This window comes from Pseudomonas orientalis, assembly GCF_022807995.1.
GTDB lineage: Bacteria > Pseudomonadota > Gammaproteobacteria > Pseudomonadales > Pseudomonadaceae > Aquipseudomonas > Aquipseudomonas orientalis_B.
In genome coordinates, this window is sequence record NZ_CP094351.1 from 741,863 (window position 1) to 756,242 (window position 14,380).

General features: G+C 62.8%; 16 protein-coding genes. 7 read left to right on the plus strand and 9 right to left on the minus strand.

Translation table 11 applies throughout. The annotated features are described in order from the left end of the window. Window positions 1-13 precede the first annotated feature (13 nt). A complete protein-coding gene (cpaB, locus tag MRY17_RS03080; protein WP_191953122.1) occupies window positions 14-943 on the minus strand; it encodes a Flp pilus assembly protein CpaB in 930 nt (309 codons plus the stop codon). A gap of 330 nt (window positions 944-1,273) precedes the next feature. Here cpaB and MRY17_RS03085 point away from each other — a divergent pair, with 330 nt between their 5' ends. Both MRY17_RS03085 and MRY17_RS03090 read left to right on the plus strand, forming a co-directional pair. After that, window positions 1,274-1,465: a Flp family type IVb pilin gene (locus MRY17_RS03085; RefSeq protein ID WP_181284046.1), complete on the plus strand. Its 192-nt coding sequence runs from the start codon at window positions 1,274-1,276 to the stop codon at window positions 1,463-1,465. Between the two features lie 31 nt (window positions 1,466-1,496). Then, window positions 1,497-1,922, plus strand: a complete 426-nt coding sequence (locus tag MRY17_RS03090) for a response regulator (protein ID WP_181284047.1) — start codon at window positions 1,497-1,499, stop codon at window positions 1,920-1,922. Between the two features lie 56 nt (window positions 1,923-1,978). Here the strand turns inward: MRY17_RS03090 and MRY17_RS03095 are convergent, their stop codons facing one another. Both MRY17_RS03095 and MRY17_RS03100 read right to left on the minus strand, forming a co-directional pair. After that, window positions 1,979-2,827, minus strand: coding sequence for a MaoC family dehydratase (locus MRY17_RS03095; protein WP_243353278.1), 849 nt, complete (start codon window positions 2,825-2,827; stop codon window positions 1,979-1,981). Window positions 2,828-2,829: 2 nt separating this feature from the next. Further along, the gene (locus MRY17_RS03100; protein WP_191953120.1) at window positions 2,830-4,182 is read right to left on the minus strand and encodes a 3-oxoacyl-ACP reductase; all 1,353 of its coding nucleotides are present in this window, start codon (window positions 4,180-4,182) and stop codon (window positions 2,830-2,832) included. A gap of 105 nt (window positions 4,183-4,287) precedes the next feature. Between MRY17_RS03100 and MRY17_RS03105 the strand changes: the two genes are divergently transcribed. Continuing rightward, window positions 4,288-5,565: an acetyl-CoA C-acetyltransferase gene (locus MRY17_RS03105; RefSeq protein WP_181284050.1), complete on the plus strand. Its 1,278-nt coding sequence runs from the start codon at window positions 4,288-4,290 to the stop codon at window positions 5,563-5,565. A gap of 134 nt (window positions 5,566-5,699) precedes the next feature. Then, a complete protein-coding gene (locus MRY17_RS03110; RefSeq protein ID WP_124425941.1) occupies window positions 5,700-6,596 on the plus strand; it encodes a PA4780 family RIO1-like protein kinase in 897 nt (298 codons plus the stop codon). Between the two features lie 205 nt (window positions 6,597-6,801). Here MRY17_RS03110 and cueR read toward each other — a convergent pair whose 3' ends face one another. From cueR to MRY17_RS03125, 3 genes are all read right to left on the minus strand, one after another. Then, complete coding sequence (gene cueR / locus MRY17_RS03115; RefSeq protein WP_181284465.1) at window positions 6,802-7,203, minus strand: Cu(I)-responsive transcriptional regulator; 402 nt, start codon at window positions 7,201-7,203, stop codon at window positions 6,802-6,804. Further along, window positions 7,200-9,392, minus strand: coding sequence for a heavy metal translocating P-type ATPase (locus MRY17_RS03120; RefSeq protein WP_243353279.1), 2,193 nt, complete (start codon window positions 9,390-9,392; stop codon window positions 7,200-7,202). Before MRY17_RS03120 ends, cueR begins: the two co-directional genes overlap by 4 nt. A 79-nt stretch (window positions 9,393-9,471) precedes the next feature. Further along, window positions 9,472-9,843, minus strand: a complete 372-nt coding sequence (locus MRY17_RS03125; protein ID WP_191956888.1) for a hypothetical protein — start codon at window positions 9,841-9,843, stop codon at window positions 9,472-9,474. 147 nt (window positions 9,844-9,990) lie between these two features. On the opposite strand from MRY17_RS03125, the gene MRY17_RS03130 reads away from it, so the two are divergent. Together MRY17_RS03130 and MRY17_RS03135 are read left to right on the plus strand one after the other, a co-directional pair. Continuing rightward, a complete protein-coding gene (locus MRY17_RS03130) occupies window positions 9,991-10,182 on the plus strand; it encodes a heavy-metal-associated domain-containing protein (protein WP_181284468.1) in 192 nt (63 codons plus the stop codon). 85 nt (window positions 10,183-10,267) lie between these two features. Next, the gene (locus MRY17_RS03135; RefSeq protein WP_181284469.1) at window positions 10,268-11,461 is read left to right on the plus strand and encodes a multidrug effflux MFS transporter; all 1,194 of its coding nucleotides are present in this window, start codon (window positions 10,268-10,270) and stop codon (window positions 11,459-11,461) included. Window positions 11,462-11,469: 8 nt separating this feature from the next. Here the strand turns inward: MRY17_RS03135 and MRY17_RS03140 are convergent, their stop codons facing one another. From MRY17_RS03140 to MRY17_RS03150, 3 genes are all read right to left on the minus strand, one after another. Next, window positions 11,470-11,643 carry a hypothetical protein gene (locus MRY17_RS03140; protein ID WP_164485079.1) on the minus strand — a complete coding sequence of 58 codons (174 nt, stop codon included), beginning with the start codon at window positions 11,641-11,643 and terminating at the stop codon, window positions 11,470-11,472. Window positions 11,644-11,788: 145 nt separating this feature from the next. Then, window positions 11,789-12,802: a zinc-binding alcohol dehydrogenase family protein gene (locus tag MRY17_RS03145; protein ID WP_181284471.1), complete on the minus strand. Its 1,014-nt coding sequence runs from the start codon at window positions 12,800-12,802 to the stop codon at window positions 11,789-11,791. Between the two features lie 139 nt (window positions 12,803-12,941). Beyond that, complete coding sequence (locus MRY17_RS03150) at window positions 12,942-13,235, minus strand: putative quinol monooxygenase (RefSeq protein WP_181284472.1); 294 nt, start codon at window positions 13,233-13,235, stop codon at window positions 12,942-12,944. 117 nt (window positions 13,236-13,352) lie between these two features. On the opposite strand from MRY17_RS03150, the gene MRY17_RS03155 reads away from it, so the two are divergent. Continuing rightward, window positions 13,353-14,279, plus strand: coding sequence for a LysR family transcriptional regulator (locus tag MRY17_RS03155; RefSeq protein WP_191956889.1), 927 nt, complete (start codon window positions 13,353-13,355; stop codon window positions 14,277-14,279). Window positions 14,280-14,380 lie beyond the last annotated feature (101 nt).

Consider the following 14,380-nt stretch of genomic DNA (forward strand, 5'->3'; position numbering starts at 1 on the left):
ACAGCATCCTTGTTCAGTCGGGTGTTTGTTGGGTTGCTTGATTGCCACGGATCACCTCGACACCGGCCCGGCGCGGTGCACTGCTCTGGGCCACTTTCCTGGGGGCCTGGGTGAAGGCCAATTGCGTGAACTGATAAAGGTCGCGGTTAGCGTTCTGCAGGTTGCCCGGCGCATCGCCTTCGCCGGCCCAGTAGCGGCTCAGCAAGCGTTCGTCGGCGCTGCGCACGGCCAGGCGCAAGGTGCCGGCCTGGGTGGCCAGCATCAGCCGGCTGAGCAATTGTTCGGGCACGGCCAGCACCACCGTGCGCGATGAGGCTTGGCGTTGGGCTCTCTCTTCGGCGGTGAGCACGCGAGGGGAGGCCGGCGTGCCGTCGTTGGTCAGGCCCATCTGGTCACCGACACTGAGCAGGCGTATGGCGGGGATCACCACTTGGGCCGATTGTTCAAGGTTGGCGGCGTCCTGGCGCAGGTACAGCAGCACGTCCACATAGTCGCCGGGACTCAACTGGCCGGCGGCGCCAATCACTTCATCGACGGCGACGGCCAGGGCGCGTTCATCGGCACGGATCATGCGCGCCAGCGGCCCACCGGGGGTGAAGCTTTCGTCGTTCAACCAACTGCCGGCGCTGAGTGCGCGCCACGGTGTACGGCCGATGGCCTGCTCGACACTGCTCAGACTGCCCGCCGGTGCCGTGCGCAGTTTTTCGAGGCTCAGATCAGCGGCAACCAGGGCGACGAAGGGGGGCACATCGTGGGCCAGGACGACGACCGATTGACGGGTCTGGTCTTCTACCACGGCAACGGCTTGTTCGGCGGGAGCTGCTGCGGGTGGCGGTGGCGGCGCCGGGGTGGGCTCACGGCTGAGGACCAATCCCCAATAACCGGCAAACAGCGCACCGACCAGTAACACACCGGCCAATACCATGCTCAGACGCGTGTTCATGACGGCTCTCCATTTCCTGCTACACCACAGCCTGACTATCCAGCAGGCTCACGTCGCAGCCTGGCTGCTATGAACAGTGACTAACTATTTCGCTATTTGACGGTAGTTCAGCTAGGACGAAATGCCATTACTGACGGAAAGATTTCTTAGGGCTGTAGGCTGATTCCTTTGAAAAGCGCGCATTTACGGCGTCAGAAAAGCACCTACTACTTTATGACTAATCAGTTCTTACAGTTGTGAGGCCGGGCTTTGTTGGCAATGCTCAAGTGGCACATCGCAATTACCGTGCGGTACCGGAATTAAGGCGCCAATCGCCTGAGGAGAAGTGTTATGGTCCTTGCTCTGCTGATGAAGCTTTACGTTCAACTTCAATTGTTGTTTCATCGTAAAGACGGCGCGACAGCAATCGAATACCTCATTCTTGTGGCGATTGTAGCGCTGGTGATACTCGCCGCCGGGACAACGCTGGGGCCGCAGATCACTGCCTTCTTTACCAGGATCGGTACAGCAATTTCCTCTTGAGTTCCCGTTGTTGATTGGTCAGGACGTGCCCATGAATGTTGCTGCATCTCCAAGCCAACTAACCCGCCAGCAAATCCTGCTGGTGGACGACGAAGAGGATGCCCTCGTTGAACTGGCGGAGTCGCTGGAGAACGAGGGCTTCGTTTGTTTTACCGCCACCTCCGTGACATTCGCCCTGCAGGAACTCACCCTGCACCCCGATATCGCCCTGGTCATCACTGACCTGCGCATGCCCGAGGAAAGCGGTATCTCCCTGATCAAGCGCCTGCGCGAACACACCTCACGTTCCCACCTGCCGGTGATCGTGATGTCCGGCCATGCCGAGATGGATGATGTGAGCGATATGCTGCGCCTGCAGGTGCTGGACTTGTTTCGCAAGCCCATCTACCTCGCACGACTGCTCGATACGCTCAACAGTTTGTTTCCCCTTGCCGCAGCTACAAGTCTCAAGCGTTAAGCGACAAATGGCATTCCCCCTCTGGTGACTCAACGCTTGCAGCGTGTAGCTGTGGTTCAGGCAATGGGTTGCCATTTCCCAAGCATATGCTCGATAGCACCCGCGCCGTTCAATACGAACTCGCCACTTGAGCCGGCGCCGCTGGTCATCAGTATCACTTCGCCGGGCAGGCGTACGGGTTTCCTGAATTCAACTTCAACGTCGACATTGGCGAGCGGCAGTTGCTCGCCCATCGCCGCCAGGGCGCGGGCCTTGTTCCATAGACCGTGAGCGATGGCCTGGGGGAAGCCGAACAGTTTGGCCGTCGGTGCGCTGAGATGAATCGGGTTGTAATCGCCGGATACTCGGGCATAGCGTCGGCCGATATCGGCGGGGGCTTTCCAGCGGGACAGTTCGCTGATGGGCGTGTGCACTGACAAGCCATGCTCCACTGTTTCACCCTCGAGCTTCACGCCACGGCACAACATTGTGCTTTCGGCTTCCCAGAGCAGCCCCAGGGCGTCCTCCACCACGGTCACCACGTCAAAGGTGGCGCCCTTGGCGTGAGGCTTGAGATTGCACGTATACACGCCGACGGTCAGCTCACCCACGCTGCCCAGGGGGCGATGGACACGAATGCGGTTGCTCAAGTGGATCAGCCCCAGCAGCGGAAATGCAAAGGCCTTGTCGGTCAGCAGTTGCATCTGCAGGCCGAACGCCAGGATATGCGGATAGGTCGGCGGCAGCATCGGGCTGTCGGCAAACCCGCAGACGTTGCGGTACGCCGCGACAGCCTTGGGATCGACCCGCACCTGGCAGCGCAGGCCATGTTCGGGCAGCGTACTGCCGGTGATCTTGCGCTTGAGCGCCGCACGCCAGTACAGCGGCGGTAGAAACGGCGTGCTGTCCAACGTTTGCCACTGCATATTCACGCTCCCAGAAGACTTTGTCCGCACACCCGCAGCGCCTGGCCGCTGACGGCGCCCGAGCCCGGCTGACTCAGCCAGGCGACGGCTTCGGCGACGTCCTGCGGCACGCCGCCCTGGCCCAGCGAACTCATGCGCCGCCCGGCCTCGCGCAGGGCAAACGGGATATGCGCGGTCATCTGGGTTTCGATAAAGCCGGGAGCGACGGCGTTGATGCTGATGCCACGGGTTTTGAGCAGCGGCGCCCACGCCTGGGCCAACCCGATCAGCCCGGCCTTGCTCGCGGCATAGTTGGTTTGCCCGCGATTGCCGGCGATGCCGCTGATGGAGGCCAGCAGAACCACGCGGGCATTCTCTTGCAGGGTGCCGCTGTCGAGCAGTGCCTGGGTCAGCACCTGCGGCGCATTGAGATTCACCGCCAGCACGGCGTCCCAGTATTCCGGGGTCATGTTGGCCAGGGTCTTGTCACGGGTGATCCCGGCGTTGTGCACCAGAATATCGAGGCCGTCGGGCAGGTGTTCGATCAACCGGGCGGCGGCGTCTTCGGCGCAGATATCCAGCGTGAGGGTGCGCGCGTTCAAGCGTGCGGCCAGGGCGTCGAGGTCGGCCTTGGCTTGGGGCACATCCAGCAGGATCACCTCGGCGCCATCGCGCACCAGGGTTTCAGCGATGGAAGCGCCAATGCCCCGGGCGGCGCCGGTCACCAGCGCCCTGCGCCCGGCCAGCGGGCGCGTCCAGTCCTCGACCGACGTGGCGCAGGCCTCCAGGCGAATCACCTGCCCTGAGATATAGGCACTCTTGGGCGACAGGAAGAACCGCAGCGCGCCTTCCAACTGGTCCTCGGCACCCTCGCCCACGTACAGCAACTGCAGCACGCCGCCGCTGCGCAGCTCCTTGGCCAGGGAACGGCTGAACCCCTCCAGGGCGCGCTGGGCGCTGGCGGCGAACGGGTCGCTGAGGCTTTCCGGCGCGCGGCCAAGAATCACCAGGTGTGCGCTGTGAGCGAGGTTTTTCAGCAAGGGCTGGAAAAATTCGCGCAACTGCTTGAGCTGGTCGGTGTGCTGCAAGTCGCTGGCGTCGAACACCACGGCCTTGAGTTTGGGACCGTGCCCGGGAATCCACGCCGGCGCGTCCAGCGTTCGGGCGCCATAGCTGTACAGCGCATCGGTGAGTTTGTTGGCGAACGGCAGGACCTTGCTCGCCAGCGCGCCGCCGCCCAGCAGCAGCGCACCTTCCACCGGGCGCAGGCGCCCGGCTTGCCAGCGTTCCAGGCGTACCGGCGACGGCAGGCCAAGGGCGGCGACCAGGCGATGGCCGAGGCTGGAGTTGGCGAAGTCGATATAACGGTCAGACATGGAACGCTCTCCGAAGACTGGGGTTCAAAGGGTTGACCATCCCAGGGTAGCAGTCGTTCGACTAGGCTCAGTGATCAAGCCCATAACAGACAGAGGGAGCTTTCCATGACTCAATTGCGCCGTGTGGCGATCATTGGCGGTAATCGCATTCCCTTCGCCCGCTCCAACGGCCCCTACGCCACGGCCAGTAACCAGGCGATGCTCACCGCCGCTCTGGAAGGCCTGATCGAACGTTTCAACCTGCACGGCCTGCGCATCGGCGAAGTGGCGGCCGGCGCGGTGCTCAAGCATTCCCGCGACTTCAACCTCACCCGCGAATGCGTGCTGGGCTCGCGCCTGTCGCCGCAAACCCCGGCCTACGACGTGCAGCAGGCCTGCGGCACCGGGCTGGAGGCGGCCTTGCTGGTGGCCAACAAGATTGCCCTGGGCCAGATCGAATGCGGCATTGCCGGCGGGGTGGACACCACCTCCGACGCGCCGATTGGAATCAATGAAGGCTTGCGCAAGCTGCTGCTGCAAGCCAACCGCAGCAAGTCCATGGCGGATAAGCTTAAAATCCTGTTACAACTTCGTCCGCATCACCTCAAGCCCCAGCTGCCGCGCAACGGTGAACCGCGCACCGGGTTATCGATGGGCCAGCACTGCGAGCTGATGGCGCAGACCTGGCAGATTCCGCGCGCCGAGCAGGACCAACTGGCACTTGAGAGCCACCAGAAAATGGCCGCCGCCTACGCCGAAGGCTGGCACAACGATTTGCTTACGCCGTTTCTGGGTCTTACCCGCGACAACAACCTGCGCCCCGACCTGAGCCTGGAAAAGCTCGCCGCGCTCAAGCCCGCGTTCGAACGCAGCGAAAAGGGCACGCTCACCGCCGGCAACTCCACGCCGCTGACCGACGGCGCATCGTTGGTGCTGCTGGGCAGCGAGGCATGGGCCAGGGAGCGCGGCTTGCCGATCCTTGCCTATCTGCGCGATGGCGAAGCGGCGGCGGTGGATTTCGTCAACGGTGCCGAAGGCTTGCTGATGGCGCCGGTGTACGCCGTACCGCGTCTGTTGGCGAGGAATGGCCTGACGCTGCAGGACTTCGATTACTACGAGATCCACGAAGCCTTCGCCGCTCAAGTGTTGTGCACGCTCAAGGCCTGGGAAGACGCCGATTACTGCAAAACGCGCCTGGGCCTGGAGGCGCCGCTGGGCGCCATCGACCGCAGCCGTCTGAACGTCAAGGGCAGTTCACTGGCCGCCGGGCATCCGTTTGCCGCGACCGGTGGGCGCATTGTCGCCAACCTGGCCAAGTTGCTGGAGGCGGCGGGCAAAGGGCGTGGCTTGATTTCGATCTGTGCGGCGGGGGGGCAGGGCGTGACAGCCATTATCGAGCGCTGAGCAGCAGAAAAATTGGCCTATTGAATGCATTCTTAGAGGGCCAGAGGTCGGTAGCCTCTCCCACCGGCGCGCCGATTGCCGTATAACGAGTGCCACACGCGTGTTTGGTAATACAGGACCCACAATAAAAGCTGATGAAGACTCCTAAACGCATTGAACCCCTGATCGAAGACGGTCTGGTCGACGAAGTGCTGCGCCCACTCATGAGTGGTAAAGAAGCAGCTGTTTATGTGGTGCGCTGCGGCAACGAATTGCGTTGCGCCAAGGTTTACAAGGAGGCGAATAAACGAAGTTTTCGTCAGGCGTCCGAATACCAGGAAGGCCGTAAGGTCCGTAACAGCCGTCAGGCCCGGGCCATGGCCAAGGGCTCCAAGTTCGGCAAGAAAGAAACCGAGGATGCCTGGCAGAACGCCGAAGTGGCGGCGTTGTTCCGCCTGGCCGGGGCGGGCGTTCGCGTGCCCAAGCCGTACGACTTCCTTGAAGGCGTGCTGTTGATGGAGCTGGTGGCCGACGAGTACGGCGATGCGGCGCCGCGTCTGAACGACGTGACGCTGGAGCCGGACCAGGCGCGCGAATACCACGCCTTCCTGATTTCCCAGATCGTGCTGATGCTGTGTACCGGGCTGGTGCACGGTGACCTGTCCGAGTTCAACGTACTGCTCACACCGACGGGCCCGGTGATCATCGACCTGCCCCAGGCGGTGGATGCGGCGGGCAACAACCACGCGTTCAGCATGCTGGAGCGGGACGTGGGCAACATGGCTTCCTACTTCGGGCGCTTTGCCCCGGAACTGAAGAAGACCAAGTACGCCAAGGAAATGTGGGCGTTGTATGAGGCCGGCACCTTGCACCCAGCCAGTATCCTGACCGGTGAGTTCGACGAGCCGGAAGAACTGGCCGACGTGGGCGGTGTGATCCGCGAGATCGAAGCGGCGCGGCTGGATGAAGAGCGCAAGCAAGCGATTCGCGCGGCGGATGATGCGCCATCGACCAAGACGGCAGAAGAACCGCCGCCGCCCTGGATGCAGTAACCTTCGGGTAGATGAAAATCAACATGTGGGAGGGGGCTTGCCCCCGATGGCGGAGTGTAGGAGCGAGTTTGCTCGCGAAAAACTCACAGGCACCGCGTTCATTCAGGAAGCACGCGTTATCGTTGACGTTTTTCGCGAGCAAGCTCGCTCCTACAGACTGGTATTAGGGCGAGTCCCCTCCCACACGGGTTTTGTGCGCAGCCACTCAGTTGCAGCACTTGCCAGAAGCCAACTCCTTGAGAATCGGACAATCCGGCCGGTGGTCGCCCTGGCAGTGTTCCACCAGGTCCTGCAAGGTATCGCGCAGTTGCTCAAACTCGCGAATCTTCTGATTCAACTCCTCGACATGCTGGCGCGCCAGGGCTTTCACGTCGGCGCTGGCGCGCTGGCGGTCCTGCCACAAGGTCAGCAGCTTGCCGACTTCTTCCAGTGAAAATCCCAGGTCCCGCGAACGTTTGATAAAAGCCAGGGTGTGCAGGTCATCAGCGCCGTAGAGGCGATAACCACTGTCGGTGCGTTGGGCTGCCTTGAGCAGGCCGATGGATTCGTAGTAGCGAATCATTTTCGCGCTCAGCCCGCTTTGGCGAGCGGCTTGGCCGATGTTCATGGGCGTTGATCCTCCAGGTCCTTGGGTTTCCAGGTTTTCAGCAGCAGCGCATTGCTCACCACGCTGACGCTGGACAACGCCATCGCCGCGCCTGCCAGCACCGGGTTGAGCAGGCCGAAGGCCGCCAGCGGGATGCCGATCAGGTTATACACAAAGGCCCAGAACAGGTTCTGGCGGATTTTTGCGTAGGTCTTGCGGCTGATCTCCAGGGCCGCCGGCACCAGGCGCGGGTCGCCGCGCATCAGGGTGATGCCGGCGGCGTGCATGGCCACGTCGGTGCCGCCGCCCATGGCGATGCCGATATCGGCCGCGGCCAAGGCCGGTGCGTCGTTGATGCCGTCGCCGACCATGGCCACCACGCCGGTTTTTTTCAGTGCGGTCACGGTGGCGGCTTTGTCGGCGGGCAGCACCTCGGCGTAGACGTCGTCGATGCCCAGTGCCTCTGCGACCACCCGCGCGCTGCCGCGATTATCGCCGGTGAGCAGGTGGCTGCTGATGTGCTGCGCCTTGAGTTGCTGCACAGCCTGCAGTGCGCCGGGCTTGAGCGTGTCGCCAAACGCGAACAGCCCCAGCACGCGCGGATGTGCGCCTTGTTCGATCAGCCAGGACAGGGTGCGGCCTTCGGCTTCCCATTCCGTTGCACGCTGGCTCAACGGGCCGGCGCCCAGGCCGGTTTCTTCCAGCAGGCGAAGGTTGCCCAGGGCCAGTTGCCGGCCGTCAAGGGTGCCGCAAATGCCGCGTCCGGTCAGGGACTGGCTGGCGCTGACATCGGCCAGCTTCAGCCCTTGTTCGTCACAGGCCTCCAGCACCGCCTTGGCCAGCGGGTGCTCGCTGCCACGCTGCAGGGCTCCCGCCTGTTGCAGCAACAGCGACGTGTTGCCGTCCACCGCTGCCAAATGAGCGATTTTCGGCGCGCCGCAGGTAAGGGTGCCGGTCTTGTCGAACACCACGGCGCTGACCGCATGGGCATGCTCCAGGGCCTCGGCATCCTTGATCAGAATGCCGTGGCGCGCGGCGACACCGGTACCGGCCATGATTGCCGTCGGCGTCGCCAGGCCCAGGGCGCACGGGCAGGCGATCACCAGCACCGCGACCGCGTTGATGATTGCGCTCTCCAGGGGTGCGCCGTACAGCCACCAGCCCGCCAGCGTGAGCAACGCCACTACCAGCACCGTCGGCACGAATACCTGGCTGACTTTATCCACCAGTTTCTGGATCGGTGCCTTGGCAGCCTGGGCGTCCTCGACCAGGCGGATGATCCGGGCCAGCACGCTTTCCGCGCCCAGTGCCTGGGTACGCACCACCAAGCGACCTTCACCGTTAATCGCGCCGCCGGTGACCCGGTCCCCAGGCTGTTTCGGCACCGGCAGGCTTTCGCCGCTGATCAGCGCTTCGTCGGCATGGCTTTGGCCATCGACGACCTCGCCATCCACCGGGAACCGTTCGCCTGGCTTGACCATGACCAGGTCTCCGAGCTTGAGCGCGGTGATGGCGACCTCTTCCTCATGGCCCTCCAGCACCCGCACCGCCCGCTCGGGGCGCAAGGCTTCGAGGGCGCGAATGGCGCTGGCGGTCTGGCGCTTGGCGCGGCTCTCCAGGTATTTACCCAACAACACCAGTGCGATCACCACGGCCGAGGCTTCGAAATACAAATGCGGAACGGGCCGGGTGAGCCATTGATAAACGCTCAGGCCGTAGCCGGCGCTGGTGCCGATCGCCACCAGCAGGTCCATATTGCCCGCGCCGACGCGCACGGCTTTCCAGGCGGCACGGTAAAAGCGCGCACCAAGGATGAATTGCACCGGCGTCGCCAGGGCGAACTGCACCCAGGCGGGGAGCATCCAGTGCAGGCCGAAGGGTTCGACCAGCATTGGCAGCACCAGGGGCAACGCCAGCAGGATCGCCAGTGTCAGCGCCCAGCGTTCGTGATGCAGGCGCCGGGCTTGATCGGCCCCCGTAGCGGTTTCAGCCTGGGGCAGGCTGGCGGTGTAGCCGGCTTTGTCGACGGCGGCGATCAGGACGCCGGGGTCGATCTGGCCGAGTACTTCAACGTGGGCACGTTCGTTGGCCAGGTTGACGCTGACACGCTGCACCCCCGGCACCTTGCCCAGCGCACGCTCCACACGGCCGGCGCAACTGGCGCAGGTCATGCCGCCGATGGGCAGGTCAAAGGTGGTGGTTCCATTCATGGGGCAGTCCTCCAGAAGACAGTGCCCCTAGCATCAACCTTGACCTGTGGGTAAGGTCAAGCATCTTTGATTTCGCTGCTTAATATCCCAGCTCGGTGGGTTTGAGGTACATCCCATCCGGGCCCTGGGCGATCCGCAGCTTGCGCACGTCGCCGGCCTTGAGCGTGATGTTCTGGGAGGGCGGGGCGAGCATGCCGGGCAGACAGCCCGGCGATTGCCCCGGCAGCAGTTTCAGGCGCAGTGACACATTGCCGGCCGGCAGGTTGAATGAAGTGGACTCCTCCTGAAACAAGCGGCCGGCCAGTTGATCCTGGATGTACAGACCGATTTCACAGGTGGTTGGCACTTCCAGGCGCTCCCGGGAAATGATCAGCACCGCATAGTCTTCAGCGGCGGGCGCAACAGCAGAAAAACTCATCAGGCCGGCAAGGGCAAAAAACGACCAGCGCATGGCGAATGCTCCGTGGGTCACATCGATAAAGTTGAAGCTTGGCCGACGTCGCCGTCGAATACCAGCCCGGCCGTTTTTTTTGAAACTTGACCTTGCCATCATGGCAAGGTCAAGACTGGCTTCAACCTCATCAAAAGGAGTCATGTCATGCAAGTATTCAGTGTTGAAGGAATGACCTGCGGCCATTGCGTTCGGGCGGTGACCCAGGCGGTGCAGAGCCAGGACCCAGATGCCGAGGTCACTGTCGATCTCGCAACAAAGCAGGTCAGGGTACAAAGCCTGCTGGAGCGCGAAGCCATTGCACAGTTGATCAAGGAAGAAGGCTACACCGTCGTCTGATTTTTAATAGTTAGCGAGCTATCTTAATGTTCAAGGCACCCAAGCGCGGCTAGACTGTCGGGCTGCCGACTCACTTGGGTGCCTGATGAACCTTCGCATAATTCTGATCCTTGGCGCCTTGAGCGCCTTCGCGCCGTTGGCGATCGACTTTTACCTGCCGGGCTTCCCGGCCATCGCGAGCGCTTTTGCCACCGACGAAAAACATGTCCAACTGACCCTGGCGGTGTATTTCGCCGGGCTGGCCATCGGCCAATTGATCTACGGCCCGCTGGCCGACCGCTTTGGCCGGCGCGGGCCGCTGCTCAGCGGTGTCACGCTGTTTACCCTCGCGTCCTTCGCCTGCGCGTATGCGCCGTCCCTGGAATGGCTGATCGGTGCTCGTTTCGTACAGGCCCTCGGCGGCTGTGCGGGCATGGTAATTTCGCGGGCAGTGGTGAGTGACAAATGCGACGCCGTGGGCTCGGCCAAGGTGTATTCGCAACTGATGCTGGTCACGGGCCTGGCGCCGATCCTCGCGCCGCTGGCGGGCGGGCTGATGGTGGGGCTGTGGGGCTGGCAATCGATTTTCCTGGCGCTGTCGCTGTTCAGCGTGATGGCGGCCATTGCGGTGGCGGTGGGCTTGCCGGAAACCTTTCCGGCGCACCAGCCGCGCCAGCCGTTGTCCGGCTCGCTGCGTCGATACGGCGCGCTGTTGTCGGACCGGGTTTACCTGGGTTACGCCCTGACCGGCGGCATCGCGATTGCCGGTATGTTTGCCTACATCGCCGGCTCACCGTTCGTGTTCATCAAGCTGTATGGCGTCCCCGCCGAGCATTACGGCTGGCTGTTCGGCTCCAACGCCGCCGGTTTTATCCTGGTGGCGCAGTTGAATGCGCGCTTGCTGGCCAAGCGTGGCCCGGCGTTTCTGCTCTCGCGTACGGTGTGGGTTTACGTGGCGGCGGCGTTGACCCTGCTGGGGATTGCAGCGCTGCGCACCGAAGCCCTGTGGCCGTTGCTGGTGCCGCTGTTTATCTGTATCGCCAGCCTGGGCTGCATTTTGCCCAACACCTCGGCGTGTGCCATGAGCGGGCAGGGCGCACGGGCCGGCAGCGCGTCGGCGTTGCTCGGTTGTATTCAGTTCGGTGTGGCGGCGGGGGCGGCGTCGTTGGTCGGGGTGTTGCACGATGGCACGGCGATGCCGATGGCAATGGTCATCAGCCTGTGCGGGGTGCTGGCAGTGACGATTGCGATGGCGACCCAGCGCCTGCAACGGGCCAGGGCTTTACAGGCGCAGGTCTGAAGGGCCGATCAGCCGGCGGCGCGTTGCTGGCTGAGGGGAAAACGGTGGGGGGCCTGGATGCGGGCTTGCAAGGTGTCGACAAAGGCACGGGCCTCGGCCTCGGTGTGAAAAATAATCGACCGCTGGTCCAGGCGGACCTCCCATTGGGATTTTTTTGCTAACGCTTTTATCAGGATCTTCATTGCTGACTTCCTCACGTAAAAGAATCGTGGCAAAGGCGGCCAATATAAACCCGTATGCGCTCACAGATATGACAAAGGTCAACTCTCGGACTAATGGTGTCGTCCATTACTTACACCAGTAATAGACGACACTGACAGCCGTTTTCTAGAACCCCTCCAACACGATCTTGCCCTTGGCCTTGCCGCTTTCCAGCAGCGCATGGGCACGGCGCAGGTTCGCCGCATTGATCACGCCAAAATGCTCGCCGAGTGTGGTTTTCAAGACGCCGGCGTCGATCAGCGCGGCCACGCGGTTGAGCAGGTTGTGCTGCTCGATCATGTCCGGTGTCTCGAACATCGAGCGGGTGTACATGAACTCCCAGTGCAGCGATAGGCTCTTGCGCTTGAGCGTGCTGACGTCCAGCGCCTTGGGGTCATCGATCAGCGCCAGCTTGCCCTGGGGCTGCAAGGCTTCCACCAGTTGGTCCAGGTGATGGTCGGTCTGGGTCAGGCTGGCGACGTGGGTCACTTGCGGGTGGCCGGCGTGTTTGAGTGCCTCGCTCAATGGCTGGCTATGGTCGATCACCAGATCGGCGCCCAGGGCCCTGGCCCATTCCTGGGTCTCCGGGCGCGAGGCGGTGCCGATGACCTTCAGCGCAGTGAGCTGGCTGGCCAGTTGGGTCAGGATCGAGCCGACGCCGCCCGCTGCGCCGACAATCAGCAGGCTCTGGCCCAGGTCCTGTTTGCCCTCGGGTATTTGCAGACGTTCGAACAGCAGCTCCCAGGCGGTGATGGCGGTCAATGGCAGCGCGGCGGCTTCGGCAAAGCCCAGGCTCTTGGGCATATGGCCGACGATACGTTCATCCACGGTGTGCAGTTGGCTGTTGCCGCCCGGGCGAACCAGCGAGCCGGCGTAGAACACCTTGTCGCCGGCCTTGAACAACGTCACTTCACTGCCGACGGCCTTGACCACGCCGGCCACATCCCAGCCCAGCACCTTGGCGGCGCCGTTTTCCGGGGTGACGTTCTGGCGCACCTTGGTGTCCACCGGGTTGACCGAGATGGCTTTGACTTCCACCAGCAGGTCACGCGGCCCGGCGACGGGTTCGGGCAGTTCGATGTCTTGCAGGGCGTTCACGTCGCTGATGGGCAGGGAGGTGTAATAGGCGATGGCTTTCATGATGTCTCCGGGGTAAATACGGTCAATGCAGGAGCGAGCTTGCTTGCGAAAATCGTCAGCGATGACGCGATACTTCTGGTTGAACACGTCGTTCTTGCGTTTTTCGCGAGCAAGCTCGCTCCTACAAAAAAGGGCGTGGTCAGGCGAGAAACTTCAGGCGCTTGAGTTCGAAGTGTTCGATCACCTCGGCGGCCTGGCTCCGAAACGCCTGGATATGCGCACTCTGGTCGTGGTCGGCCAGGGCCGCGTCGTCGCTCCAGCGCTCGAGCATGTAGAACGTCTCGGGATGTTGCAGATCCTGGTGCAGGTCGTACTGCTCGCAACCGGGTTCCAGGCGAGTCGGTTCGAGCAAACCGCGCAGCAGGGTTTCCAGAGTGGCCTGTTGGCCGGGCTTGGCAATCAGTGTGGCGATGACGTTAAAGGCGGTCGACATATCAACTCCGGGTCGATGGGGAACGGGATGGCCAGATGATTGGCTATTTCCAGCACAGATAAAAGCGGCTAAAACACAGGTCTGTTTCAATGGAAAATTGATAATTGGCGGAAATTGATGCTGCGCTTTGATGATTTGCAGTTGTTTGTCCGGGCCGCGGACCTGGGCAGTCTGTCGGCGGCCGCGCGGGTGATGGACCTGTCCCCGGCGGTCGCCAGCGCCGCGTTGAAGCGCATAGAACACCAACTGGGCACGCGCCTGCTGGCACGCTCCACCCGCAGCCTGCGCCTGACCGCCGAGGGTGAGGGGTTTCTCACCTACGCCCGCGCCGCGTTGAATTCACTGGATGAAGGGCGGCGCCTGCTGGCCAGTGGGCAGGACCATGTCAGCGGCATGCTGCAGCTGTCGGCGCCTTCGGATTTCGGGCGCAATCAGTTGTTACCCTGGTTGGATGATTTCCAGCGTGAATACCCGCAACTGAGCGTGCGCCTGCTGCTGGGAGATCGCATCGCCGACCTGTACCGTCAGCCCGTGGACATTGCCTTGCGTTATGGCGAGCCCGAGGACTCCAGCCTGGTTGCCCTGCCCATTGCCCCTGACAATGTCCGGGTGCTGTGCGCGGCGCCCAGTTATCTGGCCCGGTACGGCGAGCCGCGGCATCTGGAGCAACTGGCCCAGCACAATTGTCTGCTCTATATGCTCGCTGACCGCGTACACGACCATTGGCGTTTTTTCGACGGCAAGCGCGAGGTCAGCCTGACGGTCTCGGGCGATCGCGTCAGCGACGACGCCGACGTGGTGCGCCGCTGGGCGGTGGCGGGCGTCGGCGTTGCCTACAAATCCTGGCTGGATGTGAGTACCGACGTCGTGGCCGGGCGTCTGCGCCTGATCCTGCCGGAACTGCGCGGTGAGCGCACACCGCTTAACCTGCTGTGCGCGCACCGTGCGCAGTTGAGCAAGCCCGTCAACTTGCTGCGGGAAATGCTCGTGTCCCGTTGTGCGACATTGACGGCGCAACTGTCGGAGCGATTCGCTGCGAAGTAACGGCCTCCAGCAAAGCAGGACATTTCGCTCAAGTGCTGTCCGTATCCAGGCTGTAAGACGTCATGGAACCGGCTGTTCTGGCCCCTATACTTTGGCGCCAA